The following is an 18,592-nucleotide window of genomic DNA, read 5'->3' as shown; positions in this document are numbered from 1 at the left end:
GGGCTTTTTCGCATGTGGAGGACGGGGACTGATGAGCGAGCCGAACCCTTACAAGGCCGGGGAGTACGAGTGGGGACCCGGCGGGCAGTCCGGGACGCCCGCGTACGGCTACCCGCAGGCCGGGACACCCGCGTACGGGTACCCGCAGCAGCCGACGCTTCCGGCCGGGGTGCCCGTGCCGCCGCAGCACGCGCCGGGGCCGCAGCTGACCCTGGGCGACATCACCGTCGTCGGGGACCAGATCATCACCCCGGCCGGCCCCATGCCGCTCAAGGGCGCGACGTGGAACGTGATGGACATGTCGCGGACCGAGGAGAAGATCTCCACCGCGGGCATCGTCCTCGCGATCGTGTTCTTCGTCTTCTGCTTCCTGGGCCTGCTGTTCCTGCTGATGAAGGAGAAGCAGACGACCGGCTTCATCCAGGTCACGGTGACCAGCGGCGGCCGGTACCACGCGACGATGATCCCGGCGGCCGGCCCGGAGACCCTGCACTGGGTCATGGGCCAGCTGAACTACGCGCGTTCGCTGAGCATCTGACCTAGCCGTGCCAGGGCTCCACGCCCGTGTGCTCCTCGGCGACGAGCATGATGCGGCGGAGCAGGTCGTTGAGCTGGGTGCGTTCCTCGGCGGTGAGGGCGCCCAGGAGGCGGTACTCCTCGTGGCCCAGGACGTCCATGGCGCCGAGCCAGGTCTCGTGACCGGCGGGGGTGAGCGCGACGACCACCCGGCGCCGGTCGGTCGTGGACGGGGTGCGGTGGACGAGGCCCCGCTTCTCCAGGGCGTCGAGGCGTCCGGTGACGGAGGCGGGGGCCAGGTCGAGGTCCTGGGCGAGTTCGGAGGGGGCGGCGCTGCCGCCGCGGCCGGCCAGCTTGTGGAGGGTCTCGAACTCGTGGCGTTCGAGGTCGAAGTCGGCGAGCGACTGCTCGCGCACCCGGCGCAGGTGGACGGAGAGCTTCTTCATCCGGGTGACCGCGCCTTCGACAACCGGATCGAGGTCGGGCAGCACGGGCTGCCAACGGGCCACGTGCTCGTCGGTCCAGTCGCGCGGTTCCTCGGTGGGTGCCATGGGGTGATCGTACGTCCGGAGGTGGGGCACCGGGCAGTGAAGTATTTCGTTGACGAATTATTCGGCAGCGAAATACTCTGCCTGGCATGCCCCTGCCCAGCACTGCCCTGCCCGCTCCCCCGTCCACCCCTCACCCCCTGCGCACCCGCTCCTTCCGGCTGCTCTTCACCGGCCGCACGCTCTCCCTCCTCGGCGACGCCGTCATCCCCGCCGCACTCGCCCTCGCCGTCCTGGAGGCGACCGGCTCCACCGCGGCCCTCGCCCTGGTCCTCGGCTGCTCGATGGTGCCCAAGCTGCTCCTGCTGCCGCTCGGCGGCGTGGTGGGCGACCGGTTCGACGCCCGGACGGTCGCCCTCGCCATGGACCTCGTCCGCTGCGCCACCCAACTCCTCGTCGGCATCCAGCTGTTGAGCGGCTCGCCCACGCTCTGGGTGATCGCCGCCGTCGAGGTGGCGGGCGGCGCCGCGGGGGCGTTCGCGATGCCGACCAGCGCACCGCTCATCAAGGGCACGGTGCCCGCGGAAGGGCTCCAGCGGGCCAACGCGGCCATGGGCATCGCCCACAGCGCGAGCCGCGTCGGCGGCCCGGCCCTCGCCGGCGCGCTGATCTGGACCGTCGGCCCCGGCTGGGCGTTCGTCCTGGACGCGGCCAGCTTCGCCGTCAGCGCCGCCCTGCTGTGCGCCGTACGCGTCGAACGGGTCGCCGTCCCCCGCCGCGCCCTGCTCGACGACCTCAAGGAGGGCTGGCGCGAGGTCCGCACCCGCGACTGGTACTGGACCAGCCTCATCGGCCACAGCGCCTGGAACGGCGCCGCCGCCGTCCTCATGACCCTCGGCCCGGCCGTCGCCCTCGACCGGCTCGGCGGCAAGGCGACCTGGGTCCTGCTGCTCCAGGTCGGCGCCCTCGGACTGCTCCTCGGCTCCGTCGTCGCCGACCGGGTCCGGCCCCGGCGCCCGATCCTCACCGCCAACCTCGCCCTCGCCACGTACGCGCTGCCCCTGGTCCTCCTCGCGGCGGCCGCGCCCGCGCCGCTCACCATCGCCGCGTACGGGCTCGCCCAGGCCGGGCTCGGCTTCCTCGGCCCCATCTGGGAGACGGCGGTCCAGCGGGCGGTGCCCGCCCACGCGCTGGCCCGCGTCACCTCGTACGACTGGCTCCTCTCGCTCGCCGCGATGCCCCTCGGCTACGCCCTCGCCCCGCTCGCCGCCTCCGCCTGGGGCCCGGAGGTCCCGCTGCTGGCCGCCGCCGTGGTGGTCGGCGGGTGCTGCCTGGGCACCGGGCTCGTGCCGGGAGTACGGCGGTTCGGGGCTTCCCGTGCGGCCGACTAGGCTCAGGCCCTGTGACGGACGCGACTGAAGAGAAGCAGGGCACGCCCGCGGGCGGGCAGACGGCGGAGAAGCCCGCCAAGGCGCCCAAGAGCGAGCAGACCCGCGCGCTCATCCTGGAGACCGCGCTCCGGCTGTTCAAGGAACGCGGATACGACAAGACGACGATGCGGGCCATCGCGCAGGAGGCCGGGGTCTCCGTCGGCAACGCCTACTACTACTTCTCCTCCAAGGAGCACCTGGTCCAGGGCTTCTACGACCGGATCGCCGAGGAGCACCAGGCGGCCGTCGAACCCATCCTGGAGGGCGGCGAGAAGGACCTGACGGCCCGGATCCGGGGCGTGCTGCTCGCCTGGCTGGACATCGCCGAGCCCTACCAGGAGTTCGCGTCCCAGTTCTTCAAGAACGCCGCCGACCCGGACAGTCCGCTCAGCCCCTTCTCGCCCGAGTCGGAGGGCCCGCGCGAGGCGGCGATCGAGGTCCACCGTCGGGTCATCTCCGGGGCCTCCGTGAAGGTCGACCCCGAACTGGCCGAGGCACTGCCCCAGTTGCTGTGGCTCCAGCAGATGGGCCTGGTGCTGTTCTGGGTGTACGACCGCTCCGAGGGCGCCGCCAACAGCCGCCGCCTCGTCGAACGCCTCTCCCCCGTCACCGCCCGGGCCATCCAGCTCTCCCGCTTCCGGATCCTGCGCCCGCTGGTGAAGGAGACCCACGAGCTGCTCGCCGACATGATGCCGACGGCCGCCGGGATGGCCGCCTCGGGCAAGCCGAGGCGGGCTTCCAAGTCGGGCTAGCGGCCGGCCGGACCCGGGCGCCCGGGTCCGGCGCCCGGGTCCGGCCGGCGGTCAGGCGACCGCGCCGAGGATCGGCGCCCAGGCGGCGCCGGTGAGCGCCTTCACCGCCTGCTGCTCGGAGAGCGGCGGCGCGGGGCGGGTCGGCTTCGGCGTCGAGGCGCCGTCACCCCCGCCGAGGCTGTTCCACTGCACCATCTGCAGCTGCGCACCGGTCGACTTCAGGGTCACCGTCACCGTCCAGCGGTGCGCGGTGCCGGGGCCGGCCGGCTGCTCGGCGGCGGTCCGCTCCGACATCACCAGGGCCCCGCCGGGAACCGCCGCACTGCTCGGCAGCTCGCTCATCGTGCAGGTGTCGCCCTCGGCGCGCGGGGGCGTCTGCTCACGCTCGCAGCTCAGCCCGTCGCCGTCGGCCTCGGGCAGCGGCAGCTTGAGCCGTACGGCCGAGACTCCGACACCGGCGGCGCCGTGCCCGTCGTCGACGACCAGTCCGGCCATGGCCACGTAACCGGCGGACGGATCGGAGGGGTTGTTGCTCTGCCCCGTCACCCGGCTGAACTTCCCCCCGGGGAAGGTCGATTCCAGGGCCTTGATCATCTGGGTCCCGCTGATCGCGGAACGGGGCATCGCCAGCGCCACCGTCTCCATGTCGGATCCCCCGGCACGGGACCCGGCGAGCGCGCCGGGGATCACCAGCCCGGCGACCGCGACGGCGGCGCAGGCGCCCGCCCCGGCGACGAGACCGGCGGTGCGGCGGCGCCGGCGGCGGCGGCCGCGTGCGACGGCTCCGTCCGTGAGCGAGGTGAGATCGGGGGCGAGGGAGTCGGTCGTGCGGTCCAGGGCGTGCGCGAGGTCTGCTTCGAACGGCATGGTGGTGTCGCCTTCTCTGACGTCGGTGAAGTGGCAGGTGGCGCTGTTCAGCGCGGGACCAGGTCGGACAGGCTGTCGCCGAGCAGCGCGCGCACCCGCGCGAGGGCCCGGGTGCCCTGGGAGCGGACCGCGCTGTTGCTGGTCCGGAGCATGCGGGCGGTCTCCTCGATGCTGCGGTCCTCCCAGTAGCGCAGGAGCAGCACCGCCCGGTCGCGGGGCGGGAGCTGGTGGAGCGCGTCCAGCAGGGTGAGCCGGAGGGCGGTGTCCGGACCGGAGTCGGCGCGGTCGGGGAGGTTCCCGACGGGGCGCTCGCCGGTGCTGCGGCGGCGCCGCAGGCTGAGGAAGGAGCGGACCAGCACCGTCTGCGCGTAGGCCGCCGGGCTGTCGGCCCGGGCCACCCGCTTCCAGTGCACGTACACCCGGCTCAGCGTCTCCTGGACCAGGTCCTCGGCGAGGTGCGCGTCACCGGCGGCGAGGACGTACGCGGAGCGGTACAGGGCCCGGGCCCTGTCGGCCACGAACTCCAGGTAGGCCTCCTCCTGTGCTGATGTCACGCGCTGTCCGCCCGTTCCCCTTGTTCCGATGGTTCGTATGCTTCGCGTGCTTCGATTGCTTCGGATCGGTGTGTTTGTTCGGATTGCTCCGAGTTCCCCGTGCATACCCCTCATGACTACGCGGGGCGGCGGGATGTCGTGCGGGGCGGACGACTTTTTTTCCGGGAGACGAATCAGGGCCCGTCCGATGGACAGGCCCTGAGTGGGGTGGGGTGGGGTGGGGTGGGGTCGGTTCGGGTCGGGGCCCGGCTAGATCCAGCCGAGCTCCCACAGGCGCCAGATGCCGGTGCCGTCCGAGAGGAACTGCGAACCGGAGACGTCCTCGGTCGACAGGACGTAGTCCTTCTTCTGCCACAGCGGCACCAGCGGCACCTCGTCGGCCACCTCGGCCTGGATGTCCCGGAAGTCGCCGGTGGCCCGGGAGCGGTCGCTGAACTGCTGCGTGGCGGCGATCAGCGTGTCGATCCGCGCACTGGAGAAGCCGTTGTGCAGGGTGTTGTCGGTGCCGACGAGCGGGCCGGTGAAGTTGTCCGAGTCGGGGTAGTCGGGGAGCCAGCCGACGGTGTACGCGTCGTACGCGCCCTTCGCGTACCCCTTCTGGAAGGACTGCCAGTCGGTGGCGACGAGGTCGACCTCGAACAGGCCCGTCTCCTCCAGCTGCTTCTTCAGCTCGGCGGCCTCGGCGTCGTAGGTGGCGTCCTCGCTGTGCCCGAGGGTGAACTTCACCGGGATGTCGACGTCCGCGGCCTTCAGCAGGCGCTTGGCCTTGGCCTTGTCCGGCTCCGGGGTGACGTCGTAGAAGGCGGTGCTGTGGCCGACGAAGCCCTGCGGGATGAGGGAGTAGAGCGGCTCGACGGTGCTCTGGTAGGTGCCGGTGGTGATGGCCGGGCGGTCGACGACGGCGGCGACGGCCTGCCGCACCGCCTTCTTCGCCATCACGGAGCCGGGCCGGACGTTGAAGTTGAGGTTGCGGATCTCGGCGCTGGCCGCCTCGGTGATCCGGGTGCCGTCCTTCGTCGCGTCCTTCAGCGTGTTGATGAAGGCCGGCGGCATCTGGCGGTGCGTCACGTCCACCTGCTGGGCCTTCCAGGCGGCGGCGAGCTCCCCCGACTGCTTGAAGTACTTCACGACGACCGTGCGGCCGGTCTTCGTGACGGCGCCCCGGTAGTTCGGGTTGGGCTCCAGGCGGGCGCTCTCGCCCGGCTTGTAGTCCTTGAGGACGTACGGTCCCGAGCCGTCCACCGTGGTGCCCGTGCGCAGCGTCTTCTCCGGGTACGCGGTGCGGTCGACGATCGAACCGGCGCCGGTCGCCAGCTTCAGCGGGAAGGTGGCGTCCCGGCCGCTGAGGTTGAACGTGACCTTCTGCCCGTCGGCGACGACGCTCTTCAGGGTCGGGAAGAGGGGCTGCGGACCGACGTCCGTCTTGATGCCCAGCATCCGCTCGAAGGAGAACTGCACGTCCTCACCGGTGATCTTGCGCCCGTTGGCGAAGGTGAGGTCGTCCCGGAGCGTGCACTGGTAGGTCGTCAGCTTCGTGCCGACGAACTTGCAGCTCTCGGCGGCGTCCGGGACCGGAGTGGTGAAACCGGGCTTGAAGGTCAGCAACGACTGGAAGACGTTGCTGTACATCGCCCAGGAACCGGCGTCGTAGGCGCCGGCCGGGTCCAGCGAGGTCACCTTGTCGGTGGTGCCGACGGTGATCGGCTCGTTCCGCACGTCATCGGAGGGCAGGAGTTGCCAGCCTCCGACTCCGGCGGCCACCAGAACTCCACAAGTGATCAGGATCCGCAGACGGACGGACGACCGCATGAGACGTGCTTCCTTTTTTTGTTCCCACCCCTGTCACGACGGCGCCCGGCCAGTCGCGATGGCGTCAGCCAATCACACGGATTTCACAAGTGGAAGAGTAAACATTCACACGGCACACATATGTCCGGGATGAAGGGAATTAAGGGACGGAGCGGACGGAGCGGTACGTATCCGTAACGGCGCGCTCGGTCACATCTGCACCATTCCCGCCCCTCACGCCTGACGGGACGCCAGCTCCACGACAGTGATGTCCGAGGGCGCACCGACCCGGACCGGCGGCCCCCAGGCACCCGCGCCGCGCGACACGTAGAGCTGGGTGTCGCCGTAGCGTTCGAGCCCCGCGACGGTCGGGTTGGCCAGCTCGGCGAGGTAGTTACCGGGCCACAGCTGGCCGCCGTGGGTGTGGCCGGAGAGCTGGAGGTCGACGCCGTGGCGGACGGCGTCGTCGATGACGATCGGCTGGTGCGCGAGCAGCACCGCGGTGCGCGCCCGGTCCCGGTCCCCGAGCGCCCTGCCGAAGTCCGGCCCGTGCCCCTCGCTCTCCCCCGCGACGTCGTCCACCCCGGCGAGGTCGAACCCGGCCCCGATCTCGACCCGGGCGTTGCGCAGCGGGTGCAGCCCGAGCTCGCGGACGTGGTCGACCCAGGCGTCGGCCCCCGAGAAGTACTCGTGGTTGCCCGTCACGAAGAACGACCCGTCGCGGGCGCGCAGCCGCGCGAGGGGCTCGGCGGCGGGCCCGAGGTCCTGGACGGTGCCGTCGACCAGGTCGCCCACGACGGCGACCAGATCGGGCTGGGTGGCGTTGATCGTGTCGACGATCCGCTGGGTGTGGGCCCGCCCGAGGATCGGCCCGAGGTGGATGTCGGAGACCACCGCGATCCGGTACCCGTGCGCCCCGCGCGGCAACTTCGCCAACGGCACGGTGACCCGCTTCACCCGCGGCCCCCGCAGCACCCCGTACGTCCCGGCCCCGACCGTCCCGACGGCGACGGCGGCGGCGGTGCCGGAGACGACCCGGTTGACGAAGAGGCGGCGGGAGAGGCCGGGGGCGTCGGGGACCTGCGGGGCCCCCGGCCGGGCAGTGGCCTCGGGCGGGGCGGCGGCCTCCGGCGGAGCGGCGGCCTCGGGCGGGGCGGTGGCCTCCGCACCCGGCGGGGCCGGAGTCGGCACCGGCACCGGAGCCGCGACCGGGGTCGCCCCGGCCCGCCGCGCCATTACCCGCCGCAGCAGCGGTCGCAGCGGCTCCGTCACCGCCAGGGCGAGGGTCAGGTACAGCAGCAGGGCCAGCCACAGGAAGCCGGGCCAGGCGACGGCCTGCTGGAGCCCGAAGGGGGCGCCCGCGCGGCCCGAGACCAGGGCGGCGACGGAGAGCAGCGGCAGGACGACGGCCGCGGCCGTGCCGACCCGGCGGGCGGGACCGCCCGGGGCCGTCAGGTCGCGCACCAGGCGCCGCCACACGTACCAGTGGACCGCGCCGAGCAGGGCGAGGACCACGACCAGCACCAGCAGGAAGACGACGACCACGCCCCACGTACCCCTTGTCCGTTTGTCCGCCGGCACGCGATGCCCGCGCCGGTCGCGAGCGTACCGAGACCCTGCCGCAAGCCCACCGCGGGCCCGTTCGATACTGGCAGGGCAAGCCCTCCCCACCCCGAAGGACACCTGATGAAGCTCAGCCGCCGCGCCTCCTGGTTCCTGCTCGCGTTCGGCGCCTGGTCGTGGGTGATCTGGGTGACCTTCGCCAAGAACCTCTGGAAGGACGGGAGCGGCCTCGCCTTCGACGACGCGGGGGACCCCACCGCGTACTTCTGGGTCCACCTCACCCTCGCGATCACGTCGTTCGTCCTCGGGACGGCCGTCGGCACGATCGGCCTCCGGGGCGTCCGCGCGGGCAGGAAGTAGGCCCCGCCCTCCCGGCGGTCGCCACGTCGTCGGTCGGGAGCCTCGAAAGACGGACCGGTCACATCTGGATCCCCACCCGGGCTCTTCACGTCTTGGAACGTGTGAACAAGCTCCCACCCCCTGCTGCACGGAAAGCGGTCCAGATGAACCAGCCCCACACGCCGGACACGAGCAGGAAGCAGGGGACGGACCGGCTGGGATTCACCGCCCCCGTCGCACCGGGCGCCTCGGCGGGCCTGCGGACGGGTGGACGAGCCCGGGCGAACCGCCCCGCGGTTCTCGGAACCCGCTTCCGGGGATGTACGTTCTCGATCGTGTCCGCATCGAAGATGACCGCGAAGGCCGCCGTGACGGTGACCGCCGCCGCCGCACTGCTCCCGCTCCTCGCCTCGGCTCCCGCGCATGCGGAGGACAAGGACAAGCAGCCGAAACCGCCGAACGCGATGTCCAGCGTCGGCGGTGCGCTGCTGTCCCGGCCGGGTACGCAGGTGCAGCTGGGGCCGGGTGCCCCGGTGCTGCCGAAGGAGCTGAGCGCGCGGGCGTGGGTGGTGGCGGACGCGGAGAGCGGACAGGTGCTCGCCTCGCACAACGCGCACTGGCCGCTGGCCCCCGCCTCCACGCTGAAGATGCTCTTCGCGGACACCGTGCTGCCGAAGTTCCCCAGGACCGAGAACCACACGGTCAAGCCGGAGGACCTGGCCGGCATGGGGGCGGGCTCCAGCCTGGTGCCCCTCAAGGAGAAGCAGACGTACAGCGTCCACGACCTGTGGCTCGGCGTCTTCCTGCGCTCCGGCAACGACGCCGTCCACGTCCTGGCCGCGATGAACAACGGCGTGCCGCAGACCGTGCGGGACATGAACGAGCACGCCGCCGACCTGCAGGCGCTCGACACCCACGTCGTCACGCCGGACGGTTACGACGCCCCCGGGCAGGTCTCCTCCGCGTACGACCTCACCCTCATCGCCCGCAGCGGCATGCAGAAGGCCGACTTCCGGGAGTACGCGGCGACGCCCCGGGCCGCCTTCCCCGGGGAGCAGAAGCCCGGCAAGAAGCGTGAGACCTTCGAGATCAAGAACACCAACCGGCTGCTGACCGGTGACATCGGCGTCCCCGCCTACCAGGGCATCGCCGGGGTCAAGAACGGCAACACCACGCACGCGGGCGCGACCTTCACGGGCGTCGCCGAGCGCAACGGCAAGGTGCTGCTCGTCACGGTCATGAACCCGTCCTCCAAGGAGCAGCACGCGGTCTACAAGGAGACCGCCCGGCTGCTCGACTGGGGCTTCGCCGCCTCCGGCAAGGTGACGCCGGTGGGCGAGCTGGTGCCGCCGAAGTCCGCCCGTACGGACACCGGCGCCACGGCAGGGGCCGGCTCCGACGGCACGGCGCCCGCCCCCGGCAAGAACGCCCCGACGGGCGTGGAGAAGGCGGCCGCCTCCCAGGAGAGGTCGGGCGGCGTGGGGATCGCGCTCGCCGTGGCGGGCGGGGTGCTGGTGCTCCTCGCGGGCGCCGTCTTCCTCGTCAACCGGCGCTGGCCGCTGGCGGGGGCGGCCCGTCGTCAGGAGTCCGGGAAGCCTTCGGGGCGACGGAAGAACCGGAAGGGCCGGAAGGGGCCGCGGGGGGAGAAGGAGTCGGCTCCTGCTCCGGTGGACGAGGGCGTGACCCCGTAGCCGTCCAGGCGGAGCAGAACAGCAGCAGTTTCGCGGTGAAGTTGATCCACAGCAGCAGGGCCACCGGCACGCCGAAGGCCCCGTACATCGACTTCGCCGCGACGCCCTTCATGTAGCCGCCGAGCAGCAGTTTCAGCAGCTCGAAGCCGACCGCCCCGAGGAGCGCCGCGACGACCAGGTCGCGGCGCCTCGGTTCGACGCCCGGCAGCAGCGTGAGCATGTACGCCAGGAGCAGGAAGTCGGCGAGGATCGCGACGAGCAGGGCGGCGGCCTGGAGCAGGGTGCCGCCCGCGCCGGTGTTCTCGATGCCGAGCCGGTCGGCACTCCAGCCGACGGCGGTGGAGCCGAGCCAGGACGCGGCGAGCGAGCAGAGCCCGACACCGCCGAGGCCGAGCAGCACCAGGGTGTCCTTGCCCTTGCGCGCGACGGGGTTGTCCTCGTCGACGCCGTCGAGGCCCCAGACGGCGCGCAGGCATTCGCGCATCGAGCCGACCCAGCCGATGCCCATGAAGAGCAGCACGGCGCCCGCGACGAGGCCGACGGTGCCGGCGTTGTCGACGAGACCGCCGATGTCGAGCTGGTCGGAGATGCCGGGGACCTGGTCGGCGATCTTGTTCTCGATCTTGTCGAGCTGTTCGGTGCTGAGCAGCGCGGCGCCGATCGCGGCGGCGACGGTGATCAGCGGGAAGAGGGCGAGGAAGCTGAGGAAGGTGATGGCGGCGGCGAGCCGGCTCCAGCGGACCTCGTCGAGGATCTCGTACGCGTGCCAGGCCTGGGTCTTCATCAGGCGGACGACCCAGGGGCCGATGACGGGCAGTCTGCTCAGCCAGTCCATGTCGTGCGCGACCCTCCCTCGGTCGACGGGGTGTACGGGACGGACGGGGTGGTCGGGGTGGTCGAGACTCGGAACACCAACGTCCGGTTACCCCAGAATCGCAGACAGGTCGCGAGTGCCATGCCGACACCGAGTCCTGACACCGTGTCGGCCCACGCGGAGGTGAGGCCGAGGCCGTAGTGGGACACGGCGAGGCAGAGCAGCTGTACGCCCGCACCGGCCAGGTTCACGCCGAAGAACGCCGCGTACTCGCGGGCACCGACGCTGCGGCGGCGGTAGGTGCCGAACGCGTTGCCGAGGTAGGCGACCGTGCAACCGGCCAGGAACGAGGACGACTTGGCGGCGACCGGGCCGAGGGGGCCGTGCAGGGCGAGGAAGACGGCGAGGTCGGCGGCGTAGGCGGCGGCGCCGGAGACGGCGAAGCCCAGCAGCTCGTGGCGACCGCGTCCGCCTCCCGCCCTCACAGGTCGACGACCGCCATCCCGTACATCGCCGCCCAGACCAGGCCGATGACGGCGAGCGGCCGGTCGCGCAGGACGACGTCCTCCGGCTCCCCGGCGGTGCCGCGGTCGGCGAAGACGGCGTACCGCAGGACGGCCAGGATGAAGGCGACGACCGAGAGCTGGCGCCAGGGCAGCAGCGCGCCGTCGGCGACGCCGCCGCTCTCCAGCGCCCACAGGCAGTAGCCGAGGACGGCCACCCCGGCGGCCAGCTGCCAGACGAAGCGCAGGTAGCCGGTCGTGTACTGGGTGAGCAGGGCCCGGGTGGCGCCCTGGGCCTCCTCCATCTGCACCGCCTCCGAGTAGCGCTTGGCCGCGACCATGAAGAGCGCGCCGAAGCCGGTGGTGATGAGGAACCAGCGGGAGAGCGGGATGCCGAGGGCGATCCCGCCGATCATCGCCCGCATCAGGAAGCCGGTGGAGACGACGGCGAGGTCGACGACGAGGACGTGCTTGAGGCGTACGCAGTAGGCGAGCTGCATCGCGAGGTACGCGGTCAGGAGCAGCGCCGTCATGGCGTTGCACACCAGGGCGCTCGCGACCGCCGCGCCGAGCCCGAGCAGGGCGCCCGTCGCGTACGCGAGGGGTACGGGGACGAGGCCGGCGGCGACGGGGCGGTGCCGCTTCACCGGGTGGGCACGGTCGGCGGTGGCGTCGCGGGCGTCGTTGACCAGGTACACGGCGGAGGCTGCGGCCGTGAACAGGGCGAAGACCAGGGCGAGCCGGGCGGCGATGTGCCAGGAGACGAGCTGCCCGGCGGCGACGGGCGCGGCGACGACGAGCGCGTTCTTGACCCACTGCCGGGGCCGGGCGGTGCGGACCACTCCCCGGGCGACGGCGAGGGCCTGGGGGCGGGCGGGGGCCGGGGGCACGGCGGCGGGCGTGACGAGGACGGCCGTGCCGGCGGTGGGGTCAGGCACGGGGGCCTCCCTGAGGGCTCGCCAGCCAGGGCAGGCCCGCCGTCGCCGTGGCGGCGCCGAGGAGGGCTCCGGCGACGATGTCGGTCGGATAGTGGACGCCGGCCACGAGGCGGGAGAGGCACATCGCGGTGGCGGCCGGCACGGCGACGGGGCGGGTGGCCGGGCTGAGGGCGGCGAAGGCGACGGCGGCCGCGGCGGCGGAGGCGGCGTGGGAGCTGGGGAAGGAGTGGCGGCCGGCGGTGAGGACGAGCGGCGGGTACTCCTCGGGGCGCGGCCTGGGGCGCCGTACGACCCGTTTGACGCCCATGCTGGCGAGGTGCGCCGCCGCGATCAGGGCCGTGCCGCGCAGCCAGCCGGTGCGGTGCGGCCGGTCCAGGGCGGCGCCGGCGAGTCCGGCGGCGATCCACAGCGCGCCGTGTTCGCCGCCGAGGGAGAGCGCGCGGGCGGCCGCGGCCACGGCGGGCCGGCGCCCCTGGGCGTGCACGGCGGCCAGGACCCGGTGGTCGGTCTCGGCCCAGTCCCCGTATCGCATGCGTCTCGTCGCCTCCCCGGTTCGCCGTCGGCCAGGGGCGACTCTGACGCGCGGAGGCGGCGTACGGGGCGGCACGCTTTCCTGACACTCGTTTAATCACCCATTTCGACGAACCGCCCACCAATCCCGGCATAAGCGACACTCACGGCGATACGGTCACCTCCATGGCTGCCGAGACGGACATCCCCACCGACATCCCGACCGATGTCCCCACCGATGTCGACACCCTCACCGGGTGGGGCCGCACCGCCCCCACCCTCGCGCGCGTGATCCGCCCCCGCACGTACGAGGAGGCCGCCGCCGCCGTCCGCGCCTGCGGCGCCCGGGGGTCGATCGCCCGCGGACTCGGCCGGGCCTACGGCGACGCCGCCCAGAACGCCGGCGGCTCCGTCCTCGACATGACCGGCCTCGCCCGGATCCGCGCGATCGACGCCGAGGCCGGGCTCGCCGTCTGCGACGCGGGCGTCAGCCTGCACCACCTCATGGAGGTGCTGCTGCCGCTCGGCTGGTTCGTGCCCGTCACCCCCGGCACCCGCTACGTCACCGTCGGCGGGGCGGTCGGCGCCGACATCCACGGCAAGAACCACCACGTCTCCGGCTCCTTCACCCGCCACGTCGTCTCCCTGGACCTGCTGACCGCCGACGGCCTCGTGCACACCGTCACGCCCGGCCGGCCGCTCTTCGACGCGACCGCCGGCGGCATGGGCCTGACGGGGGTGATCCTCTCCGTCACGCTCCGGCTGCTGCCCGTCGCGACCTCGCTGATGGCCGTCGACACCGAACGCGCCACCGACCTCGACGACCTGATGGACCGGCTGAACGCCACCGACCACCTCCACCGCTACTCCGTCGCCTGGATCGACCTGCTCGCCCGCGGCGCCGCGACGGGCCGCGCCGTCCTCACCCGCGGCGACCACGCCCCCTACGACGCCCTGCCCCTCCGCGCCCGCCGCAGCCCCCTCGCCTTCCGGCCCGGACAGCTGCCCGGCGCCCCCGCGTACGTCCCCGAGGGGCTGCTCGGCCGGCACACGGTCGGCCTCTTCAACGAGCTCTGGTACCGCAAGGCGCCCCGCCGCTCCACCGGCCGCCTCCAGCGGCTGACCTCCTTCTTCCACCCCCTCGACGGGGTCCCGCACTGGAACCGGGTCTACGGGCGGGGCGGCTTCGTGCAGTACCAGTTCGTCGTCGGGTACGGGCAGGAGGAGACCCTGCGCCGGGTCGTCCAGCGGATCGCCAGCCGCCGCTGCCCGTCCTTCCTCGCCGTCCTGAAGCGCTTCGGCGAGGCCGACCCCGGCTGGCTCTCCTTCCCCCTGCCCGGCTGGACCCTCGCCCTCGACATCCCGGCCTCGCTCAGCGGCCTCGGCGCCTTCCTCGACGAACTCGACGAGGAGGTCGTCACCGCGGGCGGCCGGGTCTACCTCGCCAAGGACTCACGGCTGCGGCCCGAGCTGCTCGCCGCGATGTACCCGAAGCTCGCCGACTTCCGCGAGCTGCGGGGCCGGCTCGACCCCACGGGGGTGTTCGTGTCGGACCTGTCCCGCCGCCTGGGGCTGTGACCCCCGCTTGTTCCCTACGACTCGCCCCTTGAGGAGCGTGAACGCCATGAAGGACGCCTTCGGCGCCCCGCAGTCCCTGCTCGTCCTCGGCGGCACCTCCGAGATCGGCCTGGCCACCGCGCGCCGGCTGATCGCCCGCCGCACCCGCGTCGTCTGGCTCGCCGGACGCCCCTCCCCCGCCCTCGCCGCCGCCGCGGACTCACTGCGCGCGCTCGGCGCCGTGGTGCACACGGTGCCCTTCGACGCGCTGGACACCGAGTCGCACGAGGAGCGGCTCGGCAAGCTGTTCACCGAAGGCGACATCGACATGGTCCTGCTCGCCTTCGGCGTCCTCGGCGACCAGGCGCGCGACGAGTCCGACCCGATGGCCGCCGTACGGGTCGCCCAGACCAACTACACCGGCGCCGTCTCGGCCGGCCTCGTCTGCGCGCAGGCGCTCCAGGCGCAGGGGCACGGTTCGCTGGTGGTGCTCTCGTCGGTGGCCGGGGAGCGGGCCCGGCGGGCCAACTTCATCTACGGCTCGTCCAAGGCCGGACTCGACGCCTTCGCGCAGGGGCTCGGGGACGCGATGCACGGCACCGGGGTGCAGGTGATGGTCGTGCGCCCGGGCTTCGTCCGCTCCAAGATGACCGAGGGCCTGCCCCAGGCCCCTCTCGCGACCACGCCCGAGGCCGTCGCGACGGCGATCGAGCTGGGGCTGCGGCGCCGCTCGGAGACGGTGTGGGTGCCGGGCAGCCTGCGGGTGGTGATGTCGGCGCTGCGGCACGTGCCGCGGGGGGTGTTCCGGCGGCTGCCGGTGTGACGGCGCGCGCGGCGGTACGGGTGCGGGGGGGGTGACGGCGCGCGGCGGTACGGGCGCGGGGCGGGGGCCGCGCGGGTGCGTGCGCCGACGGGGCCGCGGAAGCGGTGCCCGGCCGGCTCAGACCGCCGGGGTCGCCGCCGGCGCCTCGACCGGGCTGCCGCCCTGGGACGGGACCGCCGACACGGTGCGGCCGCTGCCGAACTCGTAGTCGCACAGCTTGCGCCACACGCCGTCCGCGCCCTGCTCGTACAGCGAGAAGGAGCGGCAGACCCACTCCGCCTCGTAGCCGGCGAGCTCCGTGAACGCCCGGTCCATCGCCTCCTCGGAGATGCCGTGGGCGACGGTGACGTGCGGGTGGTAGGGGAACTGGAGCTCGCGCGGGACCGGGCCGGTCTCGTCGCGGACCAGCTCCTGGAGGCGGTCGCAGGCCGGGGTGCCCTCGACCAGCTTGACGAAGACGACCGGGGAGAGCGGGCGGAACGTTCCGGTGCCCTCCAGCCGCATCGCGAAGGGCTCGCTGCCGGCCGCGATCCCGGCGAGGTGCGCCGCGATCTCCGGCAGCCGGTCCTCGGTCACCTCGGTCGGCGGGAGGAGGGTGACGTGGGTGGGGATGCCGTGCGCGGCGGGATCCCCGAAGCCCGCGCGCCGCTCCTGAAGGCGGCTGCCGTGAGGCTCCGGGACCGCGATCGAAACGCCGAGCGTTACGGTCCCCACGTCGTTCTCCTCCGTCGTCCGTCGAGAAATGTGCACGAGTGGTGCAGGCGCCAGTGTGCGGCCTGCACCACCCTCGTGGCCAGGGTCCTAGGACTCAGTGCTTCGCGGGCAGGAAGCCCATCCGGTCGTAGGCCTGCGCCAGCGTCTCCGCCGCGACCGCGCGGGCCTTCTCCGCGCCCTTGGCCAGGACCGAGTCCAGCGTCTCCGGGTCGTCCAGGTATTCCTGCGTACGGGTCCGGAACGGCGTGACGAAGTCCACCATGACCTCGGCCAGGTCGGTCTTCAGGGCGCCGTACATCTTGCCCTCGTAGCTCTTCTCCAGGTCGGCGACCGACGTGTCGGTGAGCACGGACATGATCGTGAGCAGGTTGGAGACGCCGGCCTTGTGCTCCGGGTCGAAGCGGATCACCGTGTCGGTGTCCGTGACGGCGCTCTTGACCTTCTTCGCCGTCGTCTTCGGGTCGTCGAGCAGGTTGATCAGGCCCTTCGGCGTCGACGCCGACTTGCTCATCTTGATCGACGGGTCCTGCAGGTCGTAGATCTTCGCCGTCTCCTTGAGGATGTACGGCGCCGGGATCGTGAACGTCTCGCCGAAGCGCCCGTTGAAGCGCTCCGCGAGGTCGCGGGTCAGCTCGATGTGCTGGCGCTGGTCCTCGCCGACCGGGACCTGGTGGGCCTGGTAGAGCAGGATGTCCGCGACCTGGAGGATCGGGTACGTGAAGAGGCCGACGCTCGCGTTGCCCGTGCCCTGCTTGGCGGACTTGTCCTTGAACTGCGTCATGCGGGAGGCCTCGCCGAAGCCCGTGAGGCAGTTCATCAGCCAGGCGAGCTGCGCGTGCTCGGGCACGTGGCTCTGGACGAAGAGCGTGCAGCGCTCCGGGTCGAGCCCCGCGGCGAGCAGCTGGGCGGCGGCGAGCCGCGTGTTGGAGCGCAGCGCGGCGGGGTCCTGCGGGACCGTGATCGCGTGCAGGTCCACCACCATGTAGAAGGCGTCGTGGGACTCCTGCAGCGCCACCCACTGGCGGACCGCGCCGAGGTAGTTGCCGAGGTGGAACGAGCCGGCGGTGGGCTGGATTCCGGAGAGCACACGAGGACTGTCAGAGGCCATGCGCATCATTCTCTCAGGTGCGGCACCCGGAACCGGACGTGGCATCGTGCCTCGTGAGACGAGAAACACACGTCACCCTCGAAGCACTTGATCACGGCGAGCCCGGCCGCGTGGTTCTCCGCGCCCCCCTCGCCTGTTCGACTCGCGCCACGGACTTCAGAGAAGCGAGAGCAGCGCCCCCGACGGCCAGCGCCCCAGCCAGAAGGCGATGGCCGACGGAAGGGACTGCCCCTCGGTGGAGCCGTCGTGAAGCAGGTACTCGGTGGGAGCGACGTAGCCCTCGCCCGGGTCGATCCGGATACGGAAGCACTGGACGGGGCGCCGCGCGGCCGCGACATAGGCGCGGCAGTCGTCGGTATGAGGATGGCGCGCGGCGAAGTCCCGGGGATGGACGCCCCGGCAGGCTTCCTGAGCATCCAGCTCCGCAAGGACGACGTAGCGAGCGCCGGGCCCGAGGTTGAGTGCGACACGGCGCCGCCCCTGCCCCTTCCGCTCTAGATCAACTTGTCCCAGTTGTCGAGGTGAAGGCCCAGCAGACGGCCCCCGTTCGGGTTGACGGTCGTTGTGGGCATGCCAGGCGCGGCAAGCGCCTGCCCCAGGTAGTGAGCGTCTTCGTCGCCCAGCCCGGCGGTCAGGGTGTCGAGCTCGAAGCCGGGCTGTTCAAGCCCAGGAGGTCGCACGATTTCCACGGTCACGTCGGGTGACGTGCCCGGAGGGGCGGCCAGCGCGCGGGCCTGCGCCTCCGTGATCGGCCGCCAGGCCCCCACCGGAACCACGGCCCCGTCCTCGTAACGCGTCCCGCCCTTGGCATTCCGGATCGTGCTGTGTTCGCACCGCGCGCGCAGGGCGCGAAAGTCCTCGACCGCCACGTGCAGAGGCACGGTCCGTCCCCTCCTGGTCAGTCGTCCCCGACGGTGATGCCGAGCTCGTTCACGAGGGCCTGGGCGAGGTCGCTCTGCTGACTCGGCCCGATCCGTACCTTCGCGAGGTACGCCACTCCGCGTACGGCTGAGAGATCGTTGCCCCGCAGGTCGGTTTCCCGGTATCGACCGGCACCGAATGCGGTGAGCCGGAGCGTGCACTCGGAGAATGCGACGCCGGACAGGTCGCAGTCGGTGAAGACGGCCTCGGTGAGGACGCATTCCTGGAAGACGACGGGGCCGGTGACACGGACCCTGTCGAAGGTGGCGTAGTCGAATCTGCACCGCTCGAACAGCACGTCGTCCAGGGCCAGGTCGCCCAGCGAGGCTCCGAGGAACTTGCAGTCGCGCACGAGGACACGCGACAGCTTGCTCTCGCTCCAGCGGACCGCGCCCAGATCGCTGCCGATGATCTCCACGTCGTGCAGGTTCAGCGCCTCGAAGGAAGTCCGCCGCGCCCGTACGCCGCCGATGCGGCCGGTGACGAGCCGCAGGTCGGCGATGTCCAGCGCACGCAGATCCGCGCCGCCGTACGTGAAGTCCTGAAGGGTTCCGCGCGGGCTCTCCAAGGTCTCGACGTGGGACAGGTAGAGACCCGGCTCGTCCAGGTCGGGGGTCGTGACGGTGAGACGGCCGAAGTTGCGGGCGGCGGCCATGACGCTCCTCTCGCGGCGCCGGGGAGGTCCTGCTCGCCGGAACGGGCAGGATCTCCCCGCC

Annotated in this window: 19 protein-coding genes and 1 pseudogene; 7 read left to right on the top strand and 13 right to left on the bottom strand. The window is 72.4% G+C overall.

All coding sequences use genetic code 11. The annotated features are described in order from the left end of the window. The first annotated feature begins 31 nt into the window (after positions 1–31). Positions 32–538, top strand: a complete 507-nt coding sequence (locus OG309_RS23035; protein WP_329423331.1) for a hypothetical protein — start codon at positions 32–34, stop codon at positions 536–538. Position 539: 1 nt separating this feature from the next. Here the strand turns inward: OG309_RS23035 and OG309_RS23030 are convergent, their stop codons facing one another. Then, on the bottom strand, positions 540–1,067 hold the full coding sequence (locus OG309_RS23030; RefSeq protein WP_329423330.1) for a MarR family winged helix-turn-helix transcriptional regulator: 528 nt from the start codon (positions 1,065–1,067) through the stop codon (positions 540–542). Positions 1,068–1,153: 86 nt separating this feature from the next. Between OG309_RS23030 and OG309_RS23025 the strand changes: the two genes are divergently transcribed. Together OG309_RS23025 and OG309_RS23020 are read left to right on the top strand one after the other, a co-directional pair. Further along, positions 1,154–2,395, top strand: coding sequence for an MFS transporter (locus OG309_RS23025; RefSeq protein ID WP_329423329.1), 1,242 nt, complete (start codon positions 1,154–1,156; stop codon positions 2,393–2,395). A gap of 11 nt (positions 2,396–2,406) precedes the next feature. Beyond that, entirely contained in the window at positions 2,407–3,186 is a 780-nt protein-coding gene (locus tag OG309_RS23020) for a TetR/AcrR family transcriptional regulator (RefSeq protein WP_329423328.1), read from the top strand. A 51-nt stretch (positions 3,187–3,237) separates the two neighbouring features. Here OG309_RS23020 and OG309_RS23015 read toward each other — a convergent pair whose 3' ends face one another. From OG309_RS23015 to OG309_RS23000, 4 genes are all read right to left on the bottom strand, one after another. After that, complete coding sequence (locus OG309_RS23015) at positions 3,238–4,053, bottom strand: hypothetical protein (protein ID WP_329423327.1); 816 nt, start codon at positions 4,051–4,053, stop codon at positions 3,238–3,240. Positions 4,054–4,100: 47 nt separating this feature from the next. Continuing rightward, positions 4,101–4,607 (bottom strand): SigE family RNA polymerase sigma factor, encoded by a 507-nt coding sequence (locus OG309_RS23010; protein ID WP_329423326.1) that lies wholly within the window; start codon positions 4,605–4,607, stop codon positions 4,101–4,103. 249 nt (positions 4,608–4,856) lie between these two features. Further along, a complete protein-coding gene (locus OG309_RS23005; RefSeq protein ID WP_329423325.1) occupies positions 4,857–6,416 on the bottom strand; it encodes an ABC transporter substrate-binding protein in 1,560 nt (519 codons plus the stop codon). 213 nt (positions 6,417–6,629) lie between these two features. Next, entirely contained in the window at positions 6,630–7,940 is a 1,311-nt protein-coding gene (locus OG309_RS23000) for a metallophosphoesterase (protein WP_329423324.1), read from the bottom strand. Between the two features lie 141 nt (positions 7,941–8,081). Here OG309_RS23000 and OG309_RS22995 point away from each other — a divergent pair, with 141 nt between their 5' ends. Next, positions 8,082–8,318 (top strand): SCO4848 family membrane protein, encoded by a 237-nt coding sequence (locus OG309_RS22995; RefSeq protein ID WP_329423323.1) that lies wholly within the window; start codon positions 8,082–8,084, stop codon positions 8,316–8,318. Between the two features lie 143 nt (positions 8,319–8,461). Further along, a pseudogene (locus tag OG309_RS22990) lies at positions 8,462–9,484 on the top strand (D-alanyl-D-alanine carboxypeptidase family protein); the annotation flags it as partial. Between the two features lie 355 nt (positions 9,485–9,839). On the opposite strand, the gene OG309_RS22985 reads toward OG309_RS22990, so the two are convergent. From OG309_RS22985 to OG309_RS22970, 4 genes are read right to left on the bottom strand one after another with little or no spacing between them, the layout of a single operon-like run. After that, positions 9,840–10,823, bottom strand: a complete 984-nt coding sequence (locus OG309_RS22985; RefSeq protein WP_329423322.1) for a YihY/virulence factor BrkB family protein — start codon at positions 10,821–10,823, stop codon at positions 9,840–9,842. Beyond that, positions 10,811–11,287, bottom strand: coding sequence for a GtrA family protein (locus OG309_RS22980; protein WP_329423321.1), 477 nt, complete (start codon positions 11,285–11,287; stop codon positions 10,811–10,813). Before OG309_RS22980 ends, OG309_RS22985 begins: the two co-directional genes overlap by 13 nt. Then, the gene (locus tag OG309_RS22975) at positions 11,284–12,195 is read right to left on the bottom strand and encodes a decaprenyl-phosphate phosphoribosyltransferase (RefSeq protein WP_329428501.1); all 912 of its coding nucleotides are present in this window, start codon (positions 12,193–12,195) and stop codon (positions 11,284–11,286) included. The genes OG309_RS22980 and OG309_RS22975 overlap by 4 nt, the downstream gene beginning before the upstream one ends. 40 nt (positions 12,196–12,235) lie before the next feature. Further along, complete coding sequence (locus OG309_RS22970; RefSeq protein ID WP_329423320.1) at positions 12,236–12,775, bottom strand: phosphatase PAP2 family protein; 540 nt, start codon at positions 12,773–12,775, stop codon at positions 12,236–12,238. 164 nt (positions 12,776–12,939) lie between these two features. On the opposite strand from OG309_RS22970, the gene OG309_RS22965 reads away from it, so the two are divergent. Both OG309_RS22965 and OG309_RS22960 read left to right on the top strand, forming a co-directional pair. Then, the gene (locus OG309_RS22965; RefSeq protein WP_329423319.1) at positions 12,940–14,331 is read left to right on the top strand and encodes an FAD-binding oxidoreductase; all 1,392 of its coding nucleotides are present in this window, start codon (positions 12,940–12,942) and stop codon (positions 14,329–14,331) included. A 46-nt stretch (positions 14,332–14,377) separates the two neighbouring features. Continuing rightward, entirely contained in the window at positions 14,378–15,133 is a 756-nt protein-coding gene (locus OG309_RS22960) for a decaprenylphospho-beta-D-erythro-pentofuranosid-2-ulose 2-reductase (RefSeq protein ID WP_329428500.1), read from the top strand. A 117-nt stretch (positions 15,134–15,250) separates the two neighbouring features. On the opposite strand, the gene OG309_RS22955 is transcribed toward OG309_RS22960, so the two are convergent. The 4 genes from OG309_RS22955 to OG309_RS22940 all read right to left on the bottom strand — a co-directional run bounded on the left by OG309_RS22955 (position 15,251) and on the right by OG309_RS22940 (position 18,531). Beyond that, on the bottom strand, positions 15,251–15,847 hold the full coding sequence (locus tag OG309_RS22955; protein WP_329423318.1) for a 2'-5' RNA ligase family protein: 597 nt from the start codon (positions 15,845–15,847) through the stop codon (positions 15,251–15,253). 94 nt (positions 15,848–15,941) lie between these two features. Then, entirely contained in the window at positions 15,942–16,955 is a 1,014-nt protein-coding gene (gene trpS / locus OG309_RS22950; RefSeq protein WP_329423317.1) for a tryptophan--tRNA ligase, read from the bottom strand. Between the two features lie 494 nt (positions 16,956–17,449). Further along, a complete protein-coding gene (locus OG309_RS22945) occupies positions 17,450–17,836 on the bottom strand; it encodes a hypothetical protein (RefSeq protein WP_329423316.1) in 387 nt (128 codons plus the stop codon). Between the two features lie 17 nt (positions 17,837–17,853). Next, positions 17,854–18,531: a pentapeptide repeat-containing protein gene (locus OG309_RS22940; protein ID WP_329423315.1), complete on the bottom strand. Its 678-nt coding sequence runs from the start codon at positions 18,529–18,531 to the stop codon at positions 17,854–17,856. Between the last annotated feature and the right edge of the window lie 61 nt (positions 18,532–18,592).

This window comes from Streptomyces sp. NBC_01268, assembly GCF_036240795.1.
Taxonomy (GTDB): domain Bacteria; phylum Actinomycetota; class Actinomycetes; order Streptomycetales; family Streptomycetaceae; genus Streptomyces.
Note: the sequence above shows the minus strand (reverse complement) of the source record. Positions and strands in the feature narration are given on the sequence as shown.

Coding starts and splice junctions, on each gene's coding strand:
- OG309_RS23030 (WP_329423330.1), bottom strand. CDS start 1,067: ATGGCACCCACCGAGGAACCGCGCGACTGGACCGACGAGCACGTGGCC.
- OG309_RS23035 (WP_329423331.1), top strand. CDS start 32: ATGAGCGAGCCGAACCCTTACAAGGCCGGGGAGTACGAGTGGGGACCC.
- trpS (WP_329423317.1), bottom strand. CDS start 16,955: ATGGCCTCTGACAGTCCTCGTGTGCTCTCCGGAATCCAGCCCACCGCC.
- OG309_RS22960 (WP_329428500.1), top strand. CDS start 14,378: ATGAAGGACGCCTTCGGCGCCCCGCAGTCCCTGCTCGTCCTCGGCGGC.
- OG309_RS22940 (WP_329423315.1), bottom strand. CDS start 18,531: ATGGCCGCCGCCCGCAACTTCGGCCGTCTCACCGTCACGACCCCCGAC.
- OG309_RS22995 (WP_329423323.1), top strand. CDS start 8,082: ATGAAGCTCAGCCGCCGCGCCTCCTGGTTCCTGCTCGCGTTCGGCGCC.
- OG309_RS23005 (WP_329423325.1), bottom strand. CDS start 6,416: ATGCGGTCGTCCGTCCGTCTGCGGATCCTGATCACTTGTGGAGTTCTG.
- OG309_RS23015 (WP_329423327.1), bottom strand. CDS start 4,053: ATGCCGTTCGAAGCAGACCTCGCGCACGCCCTGGACCGCACGACCGAC.
- OG309_RS22985 (WP_329423322.1), bottom strand. CDS start 10,823: ATGGACTGGCTGAGCAGACTGCCCGTCATCGGCCCCTGGGTCGTCCGC.
- OG309_RS22965 (WP_329423319.1), top strand. CDS start 12,940: ATGGCTGCCGAGACGGACATCCCCACCGACATCCCGACCGATGTCCCC.
- OG309_RS22970 (WP_329423320.1), bottom strand. CDS start 12,775: ATGCGATACGGGGACTGGGCCGAGACCGACCACCGGGTCCTGGCCGCC.
- OG309_RS23025 (WP_329423329.1), top strand. CDS start 1,154: ATGCCCCTGCCCAGCACTGCCCTGCCCGCTCCCCCGTCCACCCCTCAC.